This window comes from Paenibacillus xanthanilyticus, assembly GCF_042682185.1.
Classification (GTDB): Bacteria; Bacillota; Bacilli; order Paenibacillales; family Paenibacillaceae; genus Paenibacillus_Z; species Paenibacillus_Z xanthanilyticus.
The window spans coordinates 1,227,515-1,247,313 of sequence record NZ_JBHUHA010000001.1 but is presented as its reverse complement, the minus strand read 5'-3'; the positions used below and the strand labels follow the sequence as shown (position 1 = coordinate 1,247,313).

Annotated in this window: 17 protein-coding genes; 9 read left to right on the top strand and 8 right to left on the bottom strand. The window is 58.7% G+C overall.

Going from position 1 to position 19,799, the window contains the following annotated elements; genetic code table 11:
• Position 1 precedes the first annotated feature (1 nt).
• From rhaA to glpX, 3 genes are read left to right on the top strand one after another with little or no spacing between them, the layout of a single operon-like run.
• Positions 2-1,264 (top strand): L-rhamnose isomerase, encoded by a 1,263-nt coding sequence (rhaA, locus tag ACFSKT_RS05160; protein ID WP_377718988.1) that lies wholly within the window; start codon positions 2-4, stop codon positions 1,262-1,264.
• A 24-nt stretch (positions 1,265-1,288) separates the two neighbouring features.
• On the top strand, positions 1,289-2,764 hold the full coding sequence (locus ACFSKT_RS05155; RefSeq protein WP_377718987.1) for a rhamnulokinase: 1,476 nt from the start codon (positions 1,289-1,291) through the stop codon (positions 2,762-2,764).
• 54 nt (positions 2,765-2,818) lie between these two features.
• Complete coding sequence (gene glpX, locus ACFSKT_RS05150; protein ID WP_377718986.1) at positions 2,819-3,820, top strand: class II fructose-bisphosphatase; 1,002 nt, start codon at positions 2,819-2,821, stop codon at positions 3,818-3,820.
• Between the two features lie 234 nt (positions 3,821-4,054).
• On the opposite strand, the gene ACFSKT_RS05145 is transcribed toward glpX, so the two are convergent.
• Positions 4,055-4,504, bottom strand: coding sequence for an SRPBCC family protein (locus ACFSKT_RS05145; protein ID WP_377718985.1), 450 nt, complete (start codon positions 4,502-4,504; stop codon positions 4,055-4,057).
• 230 nt (positions 4,505-4,734) lie between these two features.
• Between ACFSKT_RS05145 and ACFSKT_RS05140 the strand changes: the two genes are divergently transcribed.
• Complete coding sequence (locus ACFSKT_RS05140; protein WP_377718984.1) at positions 4,735-5,340, top strand: GNAT family N-acetyltransferase; 606 nt, start codon at positions 4,735-4,737, stop codon at positions 5,338-5,340.
• 72 nt (positions 5,341-5,412) lie between these two features.
• Here the strand turns inward: ACFSKT_RS05140 and ACFSKT_RS05135 are convergent, their stop codons facing one another.
• On the bottom strand, positions 5,413-6,684 hold the full coding sequence (locus tag ACFSKT_RS05135; protein WP_377718983.1) for a sensor histidine kinase: 1,272 nt from the start codon (positions 6,682-6,684) through the stop codon (positions 5,413-5,415).
• A complete protein-coding gene (locus tag ACFSKT_RS05130) occupies positions 6,684-7,364 on the bottom strand; it encodes a response regulator transcription factor (RefSeq protein ID WP_377718982.1) in 681 nt (226 codons plus the stop codon). Before ACFSKT_RS05130 ends, ACFSKT_RS05135 begins: the two co-directional genes overlap by 1 nt.
• Before the next feature lie 294 nt (positions 7,365-7,658).
• Here ACFSKT_RS05130 and ACFSKT_RS05125 point away from each other — a divergent pair, with 294 nt between their 5' ends.
• The 3 genes from ACFSKT_RS05125 to ACFSKT_RS05115 all read left to right on the top strand — a co-directional run bounded on the left by ACFSKT_RS05125 (position 7,659) and on the right by ACFSKT_RS05115 (position 11,316).
• Positions 7,659-8,501 carry a polyphosphate polymerase domain-containing protein gene (locus ACFSKT_RS05125; protein ID WP_377718981.1) on the top strand — a complete coding sequence of 281 codons (843 nt, stop codon included), beginning with the start codon at positions 7,659-7,661 and terminating at the stop codon, positions 8,499-8,501.
• Complete coding sequence (locus tag ACFSKT_RS05120) at positions 8,495-9,178, top strand: DUF4956 domain-containing protein (protein ID WP_377718980.1); 684 nt, start codon at positions 8,495-8,497, stop codon at positions 9,176-9,178. Before ACFSKT_RS05125 ends, ACFSKT_RS05120 begins: the two co-directional genes overlap by 7 nt.
• A 68-nt stretch (positions 9,179-9,246) precedes the next feature.
• Positions 9,247-11,316, top strand: a complete 2,070-nt coding sequence (locus tag ACFSKT_RS05115; RefSeq protein ID WP_377718979.1) for a carbohydrate-binding domain-containing protein — start codon at positions 9,247-9,249, stop codon at positions 11,314-11,316.
• Positions 11,317-11,886: 570 nt separating this feature from the next.
• Here ACFSKT_RS05115 and ACFSKT_RS05110 read toward each other — a convergent pair.
• From ACFSKT_RS05110 to ACFSKT_RS05095, 4 genes are all read right to left on the bottom strand, one after another.
• Entirely contained in the window at positions 11,887-12,378 is a 492-nt protein-coding gene (locus ACFSKT_RS05110) for a nitroreductase family protein (protein WP_377718978.1), read from the bottom strand.
• Positions 12,359-12,727: a hypothetical protein gene (locus ACFSKT_RS05105; RefSeq protein ID WP_377718977.1), complete on the bottom strand. Its 369-nt coding sequence runs from the start codon at positions 12,725-12,727 to the stop codon at positions 12,359-12,361. Before ACFSKT_RS05105 ends, ACFSKT_RS05110 begins: the two co-directional genes overlap by 20 nt.
• A 169-nt stretch (positions 12,728-12,896) precedes the next feature.
• Positions 12,897-13,970: a GtrA family protein gene (locus tag ACFSKT_RS05100; RefSeq protein WP_377718976.1), complete on the bottom strand. Its 1,074-nt coding sequence runs from the start codon at positions 13,968-13,970 to the stop codon at positions 12,897-12,899.
• A 35-nt stretch (positions 13,971-14,005) separates the two neighbouring features.
• Positions 14,006-15,019: a phosphodiester glycosidase family protein gene (locus ACFSKT_RS05095; protein WP_377718975.1), complete on the bottom strand. Its 1,014-nt coding sequence runs from the start codon at positions 15,017-15,019 to the stop codon at positions 14,006-14,008.
• A 334-nt stretch (positions 15,020-15,353) separates the two neighbouring features.
• Between ACFSKT_RS05095 and ACFSKT_RS05090 the strand changes: the two genes are divergently transcribed.
• A complete protein-coding gene (locus ACFSKT_RS05090; RefSeq protein WP_377718974.1) occupies positions 15,354-15,554 on the top strand; it encodes a hypothetical protein in 201 nt (66 codons plus the stop codon).
• A gap of 13 nt (positions 15,555-15,567) precedes the next feature.
• Here ACFSKT_RS05090 and ACFSKT_RS05085 read toward each other — a convergent pair whose 3' ends face one another.
• Positions 15,568-15,735 carry a hypothetical protein gene (locus ACFSKT_RS05085; RefSeq protein WP_377718973.1) on the bottom strand — a complete coding sequence of 56 codons (168 nt, stop codon included), beginning with the start codon at positions 15,733-15,735 and terminating at the stop codon, positions 15,568-15,570.
• Between the two features lie 252 nt (positions 15,736-15,987).
• Here ACFSKT_RS05085 and ACFSKT_RS05080 point away from each other — a divergent pair, with 252 nt between their 5' ends.
• Positions 15,988-19,791 (top strand): fibronectin type III domain-containing protein, encoded by a 3,804-nt coding sequence (locus ACFSKT_RS05080; RefSeq protein WP_377718972.1) that lies wholly within the window; start codon positions 15,988-15,990, stop codon positions 19,789-19,791.
• The last annotated feature ends 8 nt before the right edge of the window (positions 19,792-19,799 follow it).

The window sequence follows — 19,799 nt, the reverse complement described above, 5'->3', positions numbered from 1 at the left end:
GATGACGGAACCGGCGATTCAACAAGCCTACGAGGCGGCCAAAGCGCTGTATGCACAGCATGGCATTGACACGGATGATGTGCTCAAGAAATTGGAAACGATCAAAATTTCGATGCATTGCTGGCAGGGCGACGACGTGCGGGGCTTCCTGAACCGCGGCCAGGAGCTGACCGGCGGCATCTCGGTTACGGGCAGTTATCCGGGCGCGGCCCGGACGCCCGAAGAGCTTCGGCGGGATCTGGAGCAGGCGTTCGCGCTCATTCCGGGCAAGCACAAAGTCAATCTCCACGCTATCTATGCCGATACCGACGAGCACGTGGAGCTCGACAAGCTCGAGCCGAAGCATTACGAGCGTTGGGTAGCATGGGCGAAGGAGCAGGGGCTGGGATTGGATTTCAATCCGACCTGTTTCTCGCACGAGAACTCGAAGGACGGCTTTACCCTCAGCCACCCGGACGAGAACATCCGCCGGTTCTGGATCGACCACTGCAAAGCTTCCCGTCAGATCGGCGCTTACTTCGGCGAGCAGCTCGGCCAGACGTGCGTGACGAACGTCTGGGTGCCGGACGGCTTCAAGGACAATCCGGTCGACCGGATGTCCCCGCGCAAGCGGCTGAAGGCATCGCTGGACGAGGTGTTCGCGGAGCCGATCGACCCGCGCTACAACCTCGACGCCGTCGAGAGCAAGCTGTTCGGACTCGGCTCGGAGGCCTATGTCGTCGGCTCGCATGAATTCTATATGGGTTATGGGCTGCAGAACGATAAGCTCATCTGTCTGGACGCAGGCCACTTCCATCCGACGGAAGTAATCTCGAACAAATTATCCTCGCTCGCGCTGTTCACGAGCGGCATCCTGCTTCACGTCAGCCGTCCGATGCGCTGGGACAGCGATCACGTCGTCATCATGGACGACGAGCTGCTCGAGATCGGCCGGGAGCTGGTCCGCCACGATCTGCTCGGCATTACCCATATCGGCCTCGACTTCTTCGACGCGAGCATCAACCGCGTGGCGGCATGGGTCGTCGGGACGCGCAATACGATCAAGGCGCTGCTGCGCGCGATGCTGGAGCCGGTCGAGGCGCTGAAGCAGGCGGAGCTGGAAGGCGATTATACGACGCGTCTCGCGCTGACCGAGGAATTCAAGTCGTATCCATTCGGCGCCGTGTGGGATCATTACTGCGCGTCGAAGGGCGTACCGGTTCGCGAACAATGGATTCAGCAGGTCAAAGCCTATGAGCGGGACGTGCTGCTGGCGCGCGGCTAATCGGACCTAAGGGAGGATACGCGCATGTCTAACGCATTGGCATTCGATCTCGGCGCGAGCAGCGGCAGGGCGATTCTCGGTCGGCTGCAGGACGGGAAGATCGTGACGGAGGAGCTGCACCGTTTCCCGAACGATCCCGTCCAGGTCGGAGAGCGTCTTCAATGGGACCTGCTCCGGCTGTATCACGAAATCAAGCAGGGGCTGCTGAAAGCGAAGCATGCCGGCGTAGAGCCGGCGAGCATCGGCATCGATTCGTGGGCCGTCGATTACGGCTTGCTTGCCCGCGACGGCAGCCTGCTCGGCAATCCGAATCATTACCGGGACCGCGCTTCCGAAGGGATGATGGAGAAGCTGGGGGAGGAGCTTGGCGAAGCGGAGATCTTCGCTCGCACGGGGATTCAGTTCCTGCCCTTCAACACCATCTACCAATTAGCCGCACAGTCGCGCGCCGGTTCGCCGCTGCTGGAGTCAGCTTCGCATCTGCTCATGATCCCGGATTTGCTGCGCTACTTCCTGACCGGCGAGCGATACCATGAATTCTCCAACGCGACGACGACCCAGCTGTATAACCCAGTCTCGGCGCAATGGGACGGCGCGCTGCTCGGCCATATCGGGGTGTCCGAGACGCTGTTCAGCCCGGTGCTGAAGCCTGGCGCTATCGCGGGGGTCGTGCAGCCGTCGGTTCGGGAGGAGCTCGGGATTGGGCCGATTCCCGTCTATGCGATCGCCGAGCACGATACGGCGTCGGCCGTCGTGGCGGTGCCTGCTCTGGAGCGGTCGTTCGCCTACTTAAGCTGCGGCACCTGGTCGCTGCTCGGCACGGAGATCGATCGTCCGGTTATGACGGACGAAGCGCGCAAGCTCAACTTCACTAACGAAGGCGGCTTCGGCGACACGTACCGGCTGTTGAAGAACATCATGGGGTTGTGGATTTTGCAGGAGAGCCGGCGGGCATGGGAGCGAGAAGGCAAGCAGTTCACGTTCCCTGAGCTTGTGCAGCTAGCCGGCGAGGCGCCGGCGTTCGCCGCGTTCGTCGATCCGGACGATCCGAGCTTCATGGCGCCGGGCGATATGCCTGCGCGCATCCGCCAATACTGCGAGCGGACCGGACAAGAAGCGCCGCAGTCGCCGGGCGCGATCGTACGCTGCATTTTGGAAAGTCTGGCGATGAAGTACCGGTATGTGCTCGAGCTGACGGAACGGTTGTCCTGCCAGCGGTTCGGCGGGCTTCATATGGTGGGCGGCGGCATTCACAATACGCTGCTCTGCCAGTGGACGGCCGACGCGATCGGCAAGCCGGTATGGGCGGGACCTTCCGAGGGCAGCGCCATCGGCAACCTCGCGGTCCAGTGGATCGCCCGCGGAGACTTTAAGGATATATGGGAAGCCAGAAGCGTCATCCGGGAGTCGTTCCCGGTTACCACCTATGAACCCGGAGCCAGCCAAGCCTGGGAAGCGGCATACGAGCAATTCTCGCACGTGACGGGGCTCGATCGTTAATCGATCGCCTCCACTTATGGCGGGACGGCAAATGACGTTTGGGGGAGACGTAACATGGAGAGAGAGCTAGCGCTGGAGATCGTGCGCGTCACGGAGGCGGCGGCGCTCGCATCCGCGCCTTGGATGGGACGCGGCAACAAGAACGAAGCGGACGGGGCGGCGACATCGGCCATGCGACTGATGTTCGATTCCGTGTCGATCTGCGGCACCGTCGTCATCGGGGAAGGCGAGATGGATGAAGCGCCGATGTTGTATATCGGAGAGCGCGTCGGGACGCTCGACGGGCCGGAGGTCGACGTGGCCGTCGATCCGCTCGAAGGGACCGAGATCGTCTCCAAGGGACTGAACAACGCGCTGTCCGTGTTGGCTATTGCGCCTAAGGGACAGCTGCTGCACGCGCCGGACATGTATATGGAGAAGCTGGCGGTCGGCCCGCAGCTGCGCGGGAAGCTGAGCATCACCGACCCGCCGGAAGTGACGATCGAGAAGGCGGCGAAGGCGCTCGGCAAGCCGGTGTCGGACTTGACCGTCATGATTCTCGACCGCGACCGTCACCGGGAGCTGATCGGCACGCTTCGTTCCATCGGCGTCCGCATCAAGTTCCTGTCGGATGGCGACGTCGTCGGCGCGATCTCGCCATCGTTCCCGGAGACTGGCATCGATCTGTATATGGGTTCGGGCGGCGCGCCGGAGGGCGTGCTCGCCGCTGCCGCGCTGAAGTGCCTGGAAGGCGAGCTTCAGGGACGTCTCATGCCCGCTGACGAGGCGGAATTGAGCCGCTGCATCGAGATGGGCATCGCCGATCCGCGCAAGGTGCTCTTCATGGATGACATGGTCGGCACCGGCGACGTCATCTTCGCGGCGACCGGCGTGACGCCGGGCGAATTTCTCGGCGGCGTCCGTTATCTGTCCGACCAGCGCGCCGAGACGCACTCCATCGTTATGCGGGCCAAGACGCAGACGGTGCGGCACGTAAAGGCGACGCATTTTCTGCCCAACAAGCCGTATTTGCAAGCCGTCCGCGCGCCGAAGGCGCAAGCGGAGAGCATCGGGTAGCGTTGGGGCTTATCTACAACGACATACGTTCGACCAAGAAGACCGCCTTGAGGGGCGGTCTTCTTGGCTATGCGCCGGCCAAGCTTCGTTTGCTGAACCAAGCATAATAAGCGTGCGTAATCGAGAAGGTCAAGAGCATGCTAAGCCAGGTCGGCAGAAGGAGACGGACGGCTTCACCCGACGGATCAGTTGTAGATACAACTCGACATCAACATAAGGGTGTGTAAAATCTGGTTATTTATGCAGCGTCGGCTGCTCCAGCAGCTTCTTCAGCGTGCGCAGGTCGTTGATGTTCGCCCTGCGCATCATGAAGCCCATGAGCGGGGAGACGAGCGCAGAGAAGCCGCGCGGCGTCCCACGGTTGCGCAGCGTCATGCGGGTGGCGTGATCGCCAGCGGCTTCCCATGTGTACGTGGTCTCCATTGGGAAAGGACCGTTGGCGGTACGCATGACCAGAAGCTTCCCGGGCTCGTACGCCGCAATTTCGTAGACGTACGACAACGGTTTGCCGAGGAACCGTGCGCGGAATGCGGCTTGCGCGCCAATTTCCACCTGATGGCCGCGTACCCATTCCGCCGAGTCGATATTGACGTACCATTCGGGCGCGTGAATCGGATTCGCGGCATAGGCGGCGGTCTGCTCGACCGGCGTGCCGATCATGATTTGTGTTCTGACATCAACCATGGAACGTACTTCCTTTTCGAATAGAGTGGCGGACGAATGTATGGTATTCAAACGGCTAACCTGCCCAGGTTTCGTCCTCTTTATGCATGCACAGTCGCCTGCTAGGCTGCTCCGGGAATGCAGCAGCAGATAGCTTCGCAGCCAGCCGCAGCCTTCTTTGCCATAAATTAATTAGGGGACTCGTCCCGCATCCGTTATGATAGAGAAAAAACGAAAGGCGGCGCGGCATCATGAGCGTGAATCTATTAACGGCGAATACGGGGTTGGAAGGGGATACGGTCATGCTGGAGCCGCTCGAACCTGGGCACCGGACGGCACTGGCCGAGCTTTTGAACGATCCGGCGATTTGGCAATTTACGTGGAGGACGGTAACCTGCCTGGAAGAGGCCGAGGCGCTCGTGGACGAAGCGCTGCTGGCGCGGTCCGCGGGTAAGCAGCTGCCGTTCGCCGTTATCGATAAACGAAGCGGACGCATTGTCGGCACGACGCGCATCGCGGACATGAGCACGGTACATCGGCACGCGGAAATCGGCTATTCCTGGCTGACGCCTAGCGTCTGGCGAACATCCGTGAACACGGAGTGCAAGCGGCTGCTGCTCGCTTATTGCTTCGAGGAGCTGAACGCGCTGCGCGTCCAGTTCTCGGTCAGTCACTTCAACGAACGCTCGCAGCGCGCGGTCGAGCGCATCGGCGCCGTGCGGGAAGGCGTCCTGCGCCGGGCGAGAGTGAAGCCGGACGGCTCGATTCACGACGTGGTTCTCTACGGCATCGTGGACGGCGAATGGCCAGTCGTACGGGCGCGGATCGACGGGTTGCTGGGCAAGCAATACGTTTGATCGTCAACCAAAAAACGAACTGCAAGGGGAGTTATACCCCATGGCAGTTCGTTTTTTCATTTTCTCCGCTATCTAATCCAACTGCACCGTGAACGTCGTGAGTTCGTTCGGCACGCTCTTGGCGGTAATCTTGCCGCGGTGCTGTTCGACGATCGATTTGGCGATCGCCAGGCCGAGTCCGTAGCCGCCGAGTTGACGGGCGCGGGATGCATCCGCCCGGTAGAAGCGGTCGAAGATGCGGTCCAGATGCTCTGACGCGATGCCGGGTCCCGAATTGGACACCGCTAATTGAATATGCCCGTGATGGCGCTTCAATGACAGCTGAATGGAGCCGTGGGGATTCGTGTATTTGAGCGCATTGTCCAGCAGGATCATGACGACCTGCTTCATCTGTTCGCTGCTGCCGGTCACCGTTAGGCCTGGCTCGATTTCGTATTCGAGCGTGAGCTCCTTCTCGAAGAACACGGCTTCCATCGTCAGAATAACGCCGTCCACCGCGTCGCTCAGATCGAACGGGACATGGATCATGCTTGCGCGCGCGTCGTCCATCTGCGTCAGGTAGAGCAGATCGTTCGTGAGCGTCTTCATTCGCTCTGTCTCCGACTTGATGTGATGCAGCCATTTGGCCTGATCATTAATCGTGTCCTCGCCATTGGCGAGGAGCACGTCCGCGTTCGTGTTGATGACGGCCAGCGGCGTCTTCAATTCGTGAGAGGCGTCGGCGATGAATTGCTTCTGCTTCTCGAACGCTTCCTTGACCGGCGCGATGGAGCGGCCGGCGAAATAACGGGAGGCGAGGTAGATGACCCCGAGCATGACGAGCGCGACGGCGGAGAACGTATAAATCAAATTAGTCAAAATGTTCTGCTGCGGCGTGACATCCATGCAAAAGATGCTGTAGCCCGTCGGAATCGCCATGACGCTGTAGGCCCACCGGGTTCCGTCGATCGTGAACTGGCCTTCGTCGTCGCGGCTAGCGGCCGCATGCTCAACCGCTTCGGCGTACAAGCTGTCGTCGAGCTCGAAGCGCGAGCTTTTCTCCGTAATGCGCCAATCCGCGTCGGTCTTCGCTTCGAACGCGACGAAGCGGGGGCCGCCGTTGCCGCCTTGAAACTCGCCGCCCTGGAAATCGCCTTCCTGTTTAGGAGGTCCGCCCTGCCCTTGTCCTTGACCTAGACCGTCCATTTTGCGGCTCGAATCCGCCATCCGGTGCAAATCCATCCGAATGTCGTTCTGCACGTTCCGGTAGGTGATCGTATAAATCGTACCGAAGGCCACGAACATGATGAACGTAATGATGATCATATTCATGAGCAGGAATCGGTTGCGCAATCGATTGAACATCAGCCGTTCACCTCTTCCAGCACGTAGCCGACGCCGCGGATCGTATTGATGCGCACCGCAGATTGTAGGAACGTCAGCTTCTTGCGCAGGAAGGAGATGTAGACTTCGACGTTATTGTGCTCGGCGTCCGAATCGAAGCCCCACAGCTTCTCAATGATCTGCTCCTTGGAGGTGACCGCTTGCTTGCGCGTCATCATGAGCTCGAGCAGCTGGCTTTCCTTCAAGATGAGCTTCAGCTCCTTGCCCTTGCAGGTGATTTTCAAGTACGCGGTGTTCAGCTCGATGTCCCCGAACCGCAGCCCGTCCTCCGGCACGACCTCGCCTTTGCGCCGCAGCGCCGCGCGGATGCGCGCGAGCAGCTCGCCGGTATTGAACGGCTTGGCGATGTAGTCGTCGGCGCCGTAATCAAGTCCCGCGATTTTGTCCGGAATCTCGCCTTTCGCCGTCAGCATGATGACCGGCGTCGCGATTCCTTTTGCGCGCAGTCGCTTCAGGATCGAGATGCCGTCCATTCCCGGAAGCATGATATCGAGGAGCAGCAGATCATAAATATCGCTCAGCGCGTAATCCAATCCTTCTTCCCCGTCATGCACCATATCGACTGTATAATTTTCTTTCTTTAATATCTGCGAGAGCGCCTCGGCCAGATTGGCCTCGTCCTCTACGATTAATATTCGCATGGCTACAACCCCTTATGTCGTCCTGTCCTCAGTGTAGGGCGGGAACCTTTAATGAACCTTAAGCGAAGGATCAGAATCGCTTCATTATAATAGGTTGTTTAAAAAGCCGCCAATTGATCACGAAGCAGATTGCACTCGCACTACAAAGAACCGTTTGTCCGCTTCCAATGCGGGTTTTCGAGAAAATTTACGAGCCGTTAACAATTTAAGATTCGTTAAAGGTTGGCGCCCTAAGATACAGGTATAGCAGGACGGCGTTGGCGCCGGCGAGCACGAAGAGAGGGGCGCTGAAACATGGCGATCGAAGTATTCAACCGATACGAGAATAAATATCTGATGGACACGACAGCCTTTCATAAGCTGCATGACCGATTGATGGATTATATGGAGCTCGATGCGTACAACAAAAACAACCAGTTCTACTCCATCAGCAATCTGTACTACGACACCGAGCATCATTCACTGATCCGAACGAGTCTCTCGAAGCCCAAGTATAGAGAGAAGCTGCGGGTTCGCGCTTACGGCGTGCCGGAAGGGGACGCGAAAGTGTACCTGGAGCTGAAGAAGAAAGTGTTCGGTCTCGTCAACAAACGACGGACGGCGCTGAAGCTGCACGAGGCGTACGAATTCGTCCGGACGGGCAAGCCGCCCGCATACCGGGAAGGGATGAACCGGCAGGTGATCGCGGAGATCGAATATTTCCTGTCGCGGTACGAGCTGAAGCCGATGACGTATCTGGCTTACGACCGAATCGCGATGTTCTGCAAAGGCAACCGGGATTTGCGAATTACCTTCGACACGAACATCCGGTCGAGGCGTCACGATCTGGGGCTCGAGCTGGGCGACCACGGCGAGCAGCTGATGGAAAGCGGACAGTGGCTGATGGAGGTCAAGGCGGAGAAGACGGTACCCGTCTGGCTGGCCAAGCTGCTCGCGGAACACCAGATGTACCGGACGAGCTTCTCGAAGTACGGCAATGAATACAAAAAATCGATTCGTCACGCGAACCGCACGCTCTCGGAAATAGAACCCCCGGCGACGGAAACCTACACACCGGCATTCGTTGTACCTGAAATCTTACCATCATCTACTTCATCTACTATGACAACTGAAGAGGAGCGTATCGTATCATGCTAGAATCCATTTTCGCATCCAGCACGACCGTAACCGAATTGACATTTACCCACGCATTATTAACCTTTGCCATTGCCATTCTGCTCGGCGGGGTCATTAGCTGGACGTACATGAAGACGCAGACGGCGCATTCCCCGAGCTTTACCTTGACGATGATGGTGCTGCCGACGATCGTCGCGATCATCATCCTGCTCATCGGCAGTAACATCGCCCGCGCCTTTAGTTTGGCCGGCGCGTTCTCGATCATCCGGTTCCGCAGCGCGCCGGGCGATTCGAAAGACATCTCGTACGTGCTGTTCTCGATGGCGGCCGGTCTTGCCTGCGGCGTCGGCGCTTACGGCTACGCGGTGCTGTTCACGGTGCTGCTGTGCATGCTGATGCTGGTGCTGAAAGCGATGAAATTCGGCATGAGCAAAGACGCGGTCAAGACGCTGAAAGTGACGATACCGGAGAGCCTTGGCTACGAAGAAGCATTCGATGAAATCTTCCGTAAATTCGGCGTGGAATACGAACTCAAGAAAGTGCGCACCACCGAGCTAGGCAGCTTGTACGAAGTCGTATATGCGGTGAAACTCAAGCCTGATTTGAACCAGAAGGAGCTGCTCGACGCCGTCCGCACCCGCAACGGCAACCTGGATATTACGCTGACGATGAGCCCTGCCGCCGTGCAGGAATACTAAGAAATTCGTTCAATAAACCGCTAGTTGATCACAACTCGCACACTTTATAGAAGAGAGGCTGATTCGATATGAAACGATCCCATACTATGAAGCTGCTGTCCATTCTGCTGCTAGGCGCCATGCTTACCGCAGGCTGCAGCTCCAATGCCGCGAACACATCGAGCAGTACAACCACAACCAATGCTACCTCCGAGTCGACGGCTGCCGTGGACCAGACGACAGGCGCGGCTGCCGCAGCGGTTGAATTGGCCAGCGCAAGCGCCGCCGACCAAGCGGATTTCGACGAGAATGACTCGTTGACGATTTGGCGTGCGGATAGCGCCACGACGATCGCGTTCAGCGGATCCGTCGCGACCGTGACCGGCAGCGGAGCGAAGGCCGAAGGCGGCGTCGTGACGATCAGCACGGCCGGCACGTACGTCGTCAGCGGCACGATCGCGGACGGTCAACTCGTGGTCGATGCGCCGGAGGATGCGGACGTGCATCTTGTTTTGAATGGCACGCAGATTACGAATAACGACGGTCCTGCCGTCCACGTGAAGGAAGCCGGCAAAGCGATCATCACGCTTCAGGAAGGCACAGATAACAGCTTGTCCGATGGCGCAACCTATGCGGATACGTCCGAAGAGGCGCCGACGGCGACCTTGTTCAGTAAAGGCGATGTCACGATCAACGGTACCGGTAAGCTTACGGTTACGGGCAACGCGAAAGATGGTATGACGAGCAAAGACGATCTGAAGATCATGAGCGGGATGATTACGGTCAAAGCGAGCGACGACGGTGTAGTCGGCAAAGACCTGGTCGCGGTCAAGGATGGCACGATTACGGTGGAAGCCGGCGGCGACGGCGTGAAGACGACGAACGAGACCGATGCGGATAAAGGATACGTGGCGATTACGGGCGGTACCTTCCATATCACGTCCCAACATGACGGCATCCAAGCGGCATCCTCCATCCTCATCGCGGACGGCGCTTTCGACATCGTCTCGGGCGGGGGCAACGCGAAATCGACGAAGACGCATGAAGAACAATTCGGCGGTCGCGGCTTCCAGGATCAAGCGCAAACGCAGACTGATACCACGCAGGCGACGGAAGAGACCGAATCCGCAAGCGCCAAGGGACTTAAGGGGACGGCCAACGTGGCGATCGCGGGCGGCAGCTTCACGATCGACGCAGCCGACGACGCAATCCATAGTAATGCGAACATCGCCATCTCCGGCGGTCAGTATAGTATAGCCTCAGGAGACGACGGGATTCATGCGGATACCGCACTTGCGATCGCAAGCGGCACGATTGCGATCACCAAGAGCTATGAAGGCATCGAAAGCGCGGATATCGCCATCTCCGGCGGCGAAATCCATGTGACGGCAAGCGACGACGGCGTGAACGTCGGCGGCGGCAACGACGGCTCCGGCGCGACTGGCGGCGACATGTTCGCCTCCACGGGCGGCGTGCTGAATATTAGCGGCGGCTACGTGTACGTCGATTCCGAAGGAGACGGTCTCGACTCGAACGGCAATGTCGTCATGACGGGCGGCACGGCGGTCGTGAACGGCCCGACGATGAACGGCAACGCGCCGCTGGACTACAACGGCACGTTCGAGCAATCCGGCGGCACATTGGTCGCGGCCGGCAGCGCGGGCATGGCCCAAGCGCCTTCCGATACGTCGAAGCAGCTCGCGTTGATGATGACATTCCCGAGCACGCTGGAAGCGGGTACGCTCGTATCGGTCACGGACAGCGCAGGCCAAACGATCGCGGCGTTCCAGCCGACGAAGACGTTCGGCAGCTTCGTTCTCTCCTCGGCGGCGCTGGCCAGCGGCGAATCGTACACGATCTCGACAGGCGGCACGTCCAGCGGCAATGCGACGGATGGTCTCTACGAATCCGGCGCGGTTAGCGGCAGCACGAAGGTCGTCACCTTCGAGATGGGGGAGAAGGTCACGTACGTAAACGAATCCGGCCTCACGACTGCGGCTAGCAGCCATGGCGGAATGGGCGGAGGCGGCGGGCGCGGCATGGGTGGCGGACGCGGCGGCATGCGCGGCACGCCGCCGACGGATATGCCCAACGGCGGTACGCCGCCGGCGGACACATTGCCGACGGATGCGTCGGCTGACGATCAGGCGAACGGATAACAGGGATATAAAGCGGCTTCCTTAGTGGAGCCGCTTTTGCGTTGATCAAAAATATAAATAAAAATTCTTTCAAAGAAATCCGCCTCCAAACCCCCTCCCAATGCTGTCAGGTTAAGAGGGCTCCGCCCCTTTAACCCGAGTTTTATTACTCCCTCCCCCTTCCCCCTCCGCTGAGGGGAACCAAAGGGCTTCGCCCTCTGGACTCCCTTTTCGTGCTGGCGAGTTGGGTCGCGGTTGGCGGGGCGGTTAGAGATTGGCGCGCTTTTGTCCTAGCGGACAAAGCTTCAGTGGGTGTTGAAGTCCGTCCTAAGACACAAGCCCATCAACTATCGGCCACAAGTGGTTTCAGTGGACGTTTTTTCCTTAACCTGACAGCATTGACCTTCCTCCGCCCAGGGGAGTCCAAAGGGCTTTGCCCTCTGGACTCCCTCTGTCGTGCTGGCATGTAGGGTAGTGGACGGCGGGTAATTTCGAGTTAGGCATGCTTTTGTCCTTGGGGACAAAGCTTACGTTGGGGGAAGTGGAGTCGGACTTTTTGGTTTGCGGAACTTCATGATCTCCGCGCTCGGCTTAAGGCAAACGCGAAATCTTCGCGGCGATCGGCGTTCGCGGCTTGGCCGCGGGGGTGTCCGCCGGATAGCCGATCCCGAAGATGCCGATGACGTCGTAGCCTTCCTGTACGCCGAGGATGGCGCGGTTGTGCGGCAGCGCGCCCATGGAAGCCCAATAAGCGCCGACGCCGGCTTCGTGAGCAGCCAGCAGGAAGTTCTGCGCGAAGCAGGAGACCGCCATCACGTTCTCGTCGCGCTCGAACTGCGTAGCGGCGGGTTTGGAGAGAAGGGCGAGTACGACCGGCGCGCCGCCGAAATCCGTCTTATGACGAAGCTTCGCGCGCGTCTCGGGGCCAATCACTAGGATGTCCCAGGGCTCGTTCATGCGGTGGTTAGGGGCGTAGCTGGCGGTTTCCAGCCATGCGGTCCACTCTTGTTCCGGGATCGGACGGTCGTCGAACTGCTTGATCGTTCGGCGAGTGCGAATCGTCTCAAGGATTGGCGTCGTCATCTTCGTTCGCCTCGCTTTCAGATACGTTCCCGTCTGCTTCGTCCGCGGCTTCGGGTTGTCCTTCGTGAAGCTCGAACGTATGAATGAACTCTTGAATAATGGCATCGACGGCTTTCAATTCGCCGCTGATGACTTGCTTGATCGAATCGAATTCCGGTTGCTGCAGCTGCAGCGCCAACGTCGTGCGCCGAAGCTGAAGCTTATCCAGGAACGCGACCGCCCGGCCGCGGCGGAATGTCTGGGCGCTCTTCATGTGCCGATGCTCGCCGTGTCCTCGACCGCCTCTTCCTTCTCCGTGACCATGATGCCCGTGTCCGCCTCGATGATGTCCGTGCCTTCCTTCTTTCATGCGGATTCCTCCTGTTAATGTGTATACATTTGTATACGAATTTGTTATGTATACAAATGTATACGATGCGTGCCCTTCATGTCAAGCAAGCACTTGCTTCGCGCCAGCCCAAAAGAGGCTATCCCGCGTCAATCCATGACGGACGGGATAGCCTCCATTGTTTTGAGCCTTACACCTGTTTCACGTGTTCCAGCGGAACCGAGCAGCTTTTGACGACGATCTCGTTGGGCTCGGAGAAGACGAATTTGCGCTGCGACCAGTAGCTGAACAAGAACAAGGCGCCTTCGGTCAACAGCTTGGCGAAGACGAGCGGAATGCCCCAACTCTCGTGGAACAAATGCAGCAGGCCGTAATTGAGCACCATGATGAGCACGACGAGCGCGAAATATTTCGGCATGGATGCGACGAGCGCCGACTTCTTGTTCTTGTCAAAGACGAACCGGCGATTCATCGCGTAGTTGAACATCGAGCTGACTGTCCGAGCGCCGATGACCGAGAAGAGGAGCTTGCCGGTTAACAGCTGGAGCAGCATAAGCAGGCCGAAATCAAGCAGGGCCGACATGAGCGAAGACGAGCAGAATGTCAGAATTGGCGCATATACCTTCGCGGAATCGGCGATTGGGCGAAAATGCGAAGACTTGTTGTTCTCCAAATAGATGGTTTCGATCGTCACCTCGCGCATCGGATAACCGTCCTCCTGCGCTTTCAGCAGCATGTTCATTTCGTATTCGAAGCGCTCGCCCGGAAGCTCGCACAGCCAGTCCAGCATGGAGGCGGGGAAGCCGCGCAATCCGGTCTGCGTGTCCTGAATGCGGTTGCCGGTCGTCAGCGCGTAGACGAGACGGGTCGCGCTGTTGCCGAACCGGCTGCGCAGCGGCACCCTGCCGGTAAAACGGCGGCAGCCAAGCACGATGCCGCTGCGCTGGCTTGCAAGCGCGTCGGCGATCCGCATAATATCGGCCGGTAGATGCTGCCCGTCGCTGTCCGCGCAGATGACGCCCTCCGTTTCGCCGATTTCTTTCAAATAACCGAAGCCGGTCTTCAGCGCCCGGCCTTTGCCGAGGTTATCAGCATGCGCGAGCACGGTGCAGCCGGCGTCGCGAGCCGCATCGAAAATGTGACGGTAGGCAGGCCCGCTGCCGTCGTCCACGATGACAATACGGTGCCAGTAGGCCTCTTTCAATTTATCGACAAGGGAAAGCAATCGTTGGTCCGGTTCATAAGCGGGTATTAGAATCGTCATCGTAATCAGCCTCCTTCATAATGGTCGTTCGCCTGTTATTCGGCGAGATAAATAATATCGCTGACGCCGCGTTCCTCGCCTTGTCTTCCCGGGCTGTTCACGACGCGTCCGTTGAAATACATTGTGGAGGAACCGCCGCCGTCGAGATTGTAGGCTTCCGTCGCGCCCAGATCTTCGAAGAGCTGCGCGAGTTCGTTCAGCGTCATGCCGCGGCTGTAGTTCGCTTGGCGGCCGTCGACGACGACGAACACATAGTGGTTCGGCGAGATGATGCCGACGCCCGTTCTCGGATTGGCGCCGTCGATGGTGCGGTTGCCGAAGTTGTTGTCGATTTTCACATCGTCCAGATCCGTCGCAGCCGTACCGTCCTGCACGAGGACCGGACCGAACGAGAACGTGTTGGTGACGCCTTGCGCCAGCAGTTCTTCGGCCGAAATGTCTTCTTCGTTATAAGACGCCATCGTCCCGTCGCTATACATCGCCAGGCCGGTGCGGGCGGGTTCATCCCGGTACAAGGTGCCATTGCGGATGATAACGCCGTTGTCGCGGAATCCGTAGTAATCGCCGTTGATCGCGAATATGGCGTTGTTTGCGGAAGCGATATCGGATGTATTGGCGATAATATTGCGGCCGAATGCGTTATCCGCGAAAGCGGTCAGCAGATTGGCCGCGCTCTTGAGCTGCACGTCGGCGACGTAGTAGGTGACCTTGTCTTCACCTGAGCCGGTCTCGACCTTCTGGATGGCGATGCTCATGGTGTCGCTGGTATAGTTCCAATCGTCCGCGGTTGCCGCTGTTGCGGCGGTGGACTGCTCGGCTTCCGCCGTCGAGGTCGCCGATGCGGCGGTCTGCGTCGTCGAGCCGGATGCGCCGGCGTTGGCGGCCACGGTCGTGCTGGCGGCGGCGACCGTCGGCTGGGCGACGACCACTTCCACATGCTCGATGAGATAGCGGTCTGCCAGTCCGTAAAGGATGCCGCCGACGGTAAGGACGGAGACGGTCAAGCCGATCGCAAGCTTTCGTTTCGGTTTTCTATTGGAATTGTTCATCGTGATCTCTCCTCGCTAGTGTTTCTGTCGATAGATACACATTAGGCGAGGTAACTTAAATGCAGCTTAAATGAATAGCTCTGAGGAAGAAGGAGGAGGCTTGCAAAATCGAAATTGACAGGGGTTCCGGCCAGGGTGTAACATCTGGGCAACGCACAAACTGATGAACGGTTCAGCTTGTGCGCGAATAACCGAATTGACTGGACCTCCAGAGATTCACCGCTGCCGCTTGCGGCCTTGCGCGTGAGTCTTTTTTATTGGCTCGGATGCTTATCCGCCGCCATTAATTCGATTAAACCGATGAGTCAATACAGCTATCTCTAGGAGGCCTTCCATGTCAACCAAACGACAAGGCGCCGCCGACGTGGCCGTCGGGCAGCAAAGTAACCTCCGGCGGCACGACGCGTACATCGCATTGATCAGCTGGACGCCGGCCGCGGACAATGTCGGTGTCACGCGCTATCGGATTATGAACGGTACGACCGTATTGACGGAAGTAGACGGGAATACCCGGACGAGGGGATCGAAGATCTGACGCCGAACACGGACTATGCGCTGAAGGTGGAAGCGAGGGACGCGGCGGGGAACTGGTCGTCGGACGGACCGTCCGTCACGGTGAAGACGCTGCCGAAGGACGCGCCGGCACCGGAAACGGAAGCGCCGACGTGGGCGCCGGGCAGCAGTAGAAGCGCGGGATGCAGCGGGCAATTGGTCATCGAATGGACCTTCGGTGACGGTGACGACGCTGCCTTAGTAAGTCGAAGCAGCATAGAACCATAGAGGTACTGAGTTTCCAAACAGCAGATTCCGAGGTTGGCCAGCAGGCCTTTGCGAGGAATCTGCTTCTTTTTCTATGGACAGTTTCCAACATGAAATTAACACTAATGGAAGTAGATAGGAGGAGAAAAATGTAGTAAGCTTTCATCGATACGGTATGTATCAAAAAATACGAGGAGGTTATGTTTTTTATGTTGTCGAAACTACGCACGCTGCTCGTCTTGATGCTTGTTCTGGCGATAATCGTGCCGCCGGCAGCGTTCGCCGAAGCAGCGGACGCGACGGGAGCCGAGCAAGCCCCAGCACCAGTCGAGCAAACCCAAGCAGAAGAGCAGACACTGGTTACTAACGCGGCGGACAGCGATTCGCCTGTCCAAATTTCCGCATTCTCCACCGACAAAACAAGCGTAGTGAATGGCACGCATGTCGTCCACGGCAATTTTACCGCCAAGGTCAATGTGACAACCACTCTTGTGGTCGACAGCGTCAGCATTACCATTAACGGCAAGAAGACGAACATGGTGCTCGGATCGCCGAATTGCGCGTCGCCGTGCAAAACGTACGAAGCCGCCGTTAACATTGCTTCTCAGCCGGGAGGTCCGAAGCAAGCCATCATCAGCGTGGCCACGGCATCCGGAACGTATGAACAGGCCTTTTCGATCATTCATCACAATAAAGCCACCATCAACATCGAAGCACCTTCGACCTACCTGGTGGCCGATCCTACCCTGCATGTCAAGGCAAGCTGCACCGACGGCAGGGGCTATGACTGCAAAGTCAAGCTCAGAGTCGCGTTCGGCAGCAGCGGCGGAGGCTTCCAAGTCACCGGCTATCAGCCTTTAATTGATCAAGAGATTCATTTCGACCGCTATTACGATCAATACATACGGGACGCGGCGTCGATCGTTTTGGAAGTTATGGCGATCGATTCGTTGGGTCAAGTGACCTACCGGACGAAAACAGTAGGGGTCGAGAGCAATCCGAACGCCGACAAAGTGTTCGATCTGCAAAACGATATGTTAAGCGAGGTCGATTTGGACGCCGGTAAACTGCTTTTGAGTTCGGGCAAAGTCAAAGATTTGACAACCGGAGAAATTACGTCGCCTGCCAGGGACTTTGCATTGACCTCTGGTCATCTTCTTGATCAAGGCGTCGCTTATGTGTATTCCGGGAAAATAAGCGTATGGAACTGGGCGACCAACTCGCTCACAGAACACAGATTCACATACCAGGAATGTCAGAACTTCAAAGGCGATTACATCACGTTTTGCACGGAAACTGCGACTACCCCTTACAGAGCTGAGCTTCGGGTGATGCGCGTTTCGACCGGGCAAATAGACCTGATCGAGACGTCGGGTTTCAATACGAACTCCATTGCTTTATCGGAGACGGGAGCCGTTCTATATACGACGTACGACGGTTCGCTCAGACAATACAAGAACGGGGTCAGAACGGTTGTTGCCGACGGTACGGCGCAGCCCGGCGGAGCCGCCGCATCGACGAACCTTGGGGAAATCGAAGGCGACACGATCGTCTACGAACGGAAGACGGCTTCGCGGACGGAGCTTTTTGCGGTCCAGCCGAACGGCAGCAAGACGAGACTCGAGAGCAGCACGGTCTTCGATAAATTCGATTCGATCTTTATCAACAACGGCTGGATTTATTACAATGCGACCGATAACGAAGGAGCGGATTATACGTATGCGGTCGCGCCATCGGGGGATAAGGAGCAAATCTACCCGCAGCTGACCGGCATTAAGGCGGTATCGGACGATGGCCGACTCGTAACGCTTCCGGGGTACACGTCAGGCAGCCACTACATGAGTTACGTGCTGAACGGCAAACGCGAGCTCGTGCCGATCGTCTCTCACCGCGCTCAAGTCCGCTGGACGGGAGATGATTGGCATGCTTGGGTAGGCGGGGCTTTGTTCAAATTAGTACCGCCGCAAGAGCTGAACGCGCCGGTCTGGCCGGCCGGCAGCAAAATCGAGGTCGCTCAGGAAAACAGCATGTCGATCGAACTCGCATGGAATGCGGCTTATGACGACTCGGAAGTCGCAGGCTATCAAATTTTTACCCAGCAAGGTCTAATCGACCGCGTGCCGGCCGCAACGAGACGATATACGCTGGACAAACGGCTGTACAGCGGTTCGAGCACGTTCAAAATCAAGGCGGTTGACCCGTACGGCAATGCCGCAGAGCTTGTAGCACCGACGTTGACCTGGACGCCGGATACGTCCAAGCCGGAGTGGCCGACGGGGAGCGTACTGAAGGCAAATCAAACGACGACCCGATCGACCGAACTGTCTTGGTCGGGCGCAACGGACAGCGAGGGCGTGACGGCCTACCGCGTGTACAATGGCCCTTATTTGGTTGCCGAGGTGCCGGCTTCACAGCGCGCGCACCGCATCGACGATCTGATTCCGAATACGTCGTATACGTTCCGGGTTACGGCTGGCGATGGGAATAACAACTGGTCGGCCGAGCTGAAGACAACGATACGCACGCCGAACGAGGCGGACACGACCGCACCGGCATGGCCGTCGGGCAGTAAGCTGCAGGCAGCCGATATTGCGGTGGACGGCGCGAAGCTGACGTGGAATTCTGCGACCGACAACGTGGCGGTCACCGCCTATCGGATTCTAAACGGCGCGACCGTGATCGCGAACGTGGCGGCCCCCAACCTGACGACGACACTAACGTCGCTTGCGCCGGATACGACGTATACGCTGGCCGTCGCTGCTGGCGATGCGGCGGGCAATTGGACCAAAGGGCCATCGGTAACATTCAAGACGGCAAGCGTGGCGACAGATAACTTGAAGCCGAATTGGCCGGCGGGCAGCCACGCGATCGTCACGGGGCTGACGGCTGGATCGGTCTCGCTGGAGTGGACGGCGGCATTGGATAACGAAGCGGTGACGGGCTACCGGATCACGAGCGGAACGGCCGCGGTAGGCGAGACGCCGGATGGCGCGACGCGTGCGTGGACGGTGACGGGGCTTACGCCGAAGACGGACTACGAGCTGAAGATCGAAGCGCGCGATGAGGCGGGCAACTGGTCAACGAACGGACCGACCGTCTGGATCCGCACGACGGGCGAGGCGGACGCGCTGGCGCCGACGTGGCCGGAAGGCAGCGAAGCTTCGGCGGAGACGGTGACCGCGACGAGCGCGGTGCTGAAGTGGACGGCGGCGACGGATAATGTGGCGGTAGCCGGGTATCGGATCAAGCAAGGGGAGACGGTGCTGGCGGAGACGAACGGGCCGACAATGACTCGTACGCTGACGAATTTGCAGCCGGCCACGGACTATGCGCTGACAATCGAAGCGGTCGACGCGGCGGGCAATTGGTCGGCGGACGGCTTGACGGTATCGTTCAAGACGCAAGCAGCCGAACCGGAAGGAGACAAGGCGCCGCCGACGTGGCCGTCGGGCAGCAAGGTGACATCCGGCGGCACGACGCCATACATCGCGTTGATTAGCTGGACGCCGGCAGCGGACAATGTCGGCGTGACGGGCTACCGGATTATGAACGGTGCGACCGTATTGGCGGAAGTAGACGGGAATACCCGGACGAGGGGAATCGAAGGTCTTACGCCGAACACGGAATACACACTGAAAGTAGAAGCGAAAGACGCCGCGGGGAACTGGTCAACGAACGGACCGGCGATCACGGTGAAGACGCTGCCGAAGGACGCGCCGGCCCCCGATACGGAAGCGCCGTCATGGGCGCCGGGCAGCAAGGTGACCTCCGGCGGGACGACAACGCAAATCGCGCTAATCAGCTGGACGCCGGCAGCCGATAACGTCGGCGTGACGGGGTACCGGATAACGAGCGGCAATACGGTACTAGCCGAGGTGGATGGGAGTACGCGTACGAAAGGCATTGAAGGACTTACGCGCGGCACGACGTATACCCTGAAGGTGGAAGCGCGGGATGCGGCGGCGAACTGGTCGACGGGCGGACCGTCGGTGACGGTGACGACGCTGCCTTAGTTCGTCCA

Bases quoted from the DNA above. Each gene is read 5' to 3' on its own strand.
- rhaA (WP_377718988.1), top strand. From the start codon at position 2: ATGACGGAACCGGCGATTCAACAAGCCTACGAGGCGGCCAAAGCGCTG.
- ACFSKT_RS05155 (WP_377718987.1), top strand. From the start codon at position 1,289: ATGTCTAACGCATTGGCATTCGATCTCGGCGCGAGCAGCGGCAGGGCG.
- glpX (WP_377718986.1), top strand. From the start codon at position 2,819: ATGGAGAGAGAGCTAGCGCTGGAGATCGTGCGCGTCACGGAGGCGGCG.
- ACFSKT_RS05145 (WP_377718985.1), bottom strand. From the start codon at position 4,504: ATGGTTGATGTCAGAACACAAATCATGATCGGCACGCCGGTCGAGCAG.
- ACFSKT_RS05140 (WP_377718984.1), top strand. From the start codon at position 4,735: ATGAGCGTGAATCTATTAACGGCGAATACGGGGTTGGAAGGGGATACG.
- ACFSKT_RS05135 (WP_377718983.1), bottom strand. From the start codon at position 6,684: ATGTTCAATCGATTGCGCAACCGATTCCTGCTCATGAATATGATCATC.
- ACFSKT_RS05130 (WP_377718982.1), bottom strand. From the start codon at position 7,364: ATGCGAATATTAATCGTAGAGGACGAGGCCAATCTGGCCGAGGCGCTC.
- ACFSKT_RS05125 (WP_377718981.1), top strand. From the start codon at position 7,659: ATGGCGATCGAAGTATTCAACCGATACGAGAATAAATATCTGATGGAC.
- ACFSKT_RS05120 (WP_377718980.1), top strand. From the start codon at position 8,495: ATGCTAGAATCCATTTTCGCATCCAGCACGACCGTAACCGAATTGACA.
- ACFSKT_RS05115 (WP_377718979.1), top strand. From the start codon at position 9,247: ATGAAACGATCCCATACTATGAAGCTGCTGTCCATTCTGCTGCTAGGC.
- ACFSKT_RS05110 (WP_377718978.1), bottom strand. From the start codon at position 12,378: ATGACGACGCCAATCCTTGAGACGATTCGCACTCGCCGAACGATCAAG.
- ACFSKT_RS05105 (WP_377718977.1), bottom strand. From the start codon at position 12,727: ATGAAAGAAGGAAGGCACGGACATCATCGAGGCGGACACGGGCATCAT.
- ACFSKT_RS05100 (WP_377718976.1), bottom strand. From the start codon at position 13,970: ATGACGATTCTAATACCCGCTTATGAACCGGACCAACGATTGCTTTCC.
- ACFSKT_RS05095 (WP_377718975.1), bottom strand. From the start codon at position 15,019: ATGAACAATTCCAATAGAAAACCGAAACGAAAGCTTGCGATCGGCTTG.
- ACFSKT_RS05090 (WP_377718974.1), top strand. From the start codon at position 15,354: ATGTCAACCAAACGACAAGGCGCCGCCGACGTGGCCGTCGGGCAGCAA.
- ACFSKT_RS05085 (WP_377718973.1), bottom strand. From the start codon at position 15,735: ATGACCAATTGCCCGCTGCATCCCGCGCTTCTACTGCTGCCCGGCGCC.
- ACFSKT_RS05080 (WP_377718972.1), top strand. From the start codon at position 15,988: ATGTTGTCGAAACTACGCACGCTGCTCGTCTTGATGCTTGTTCTGGCG.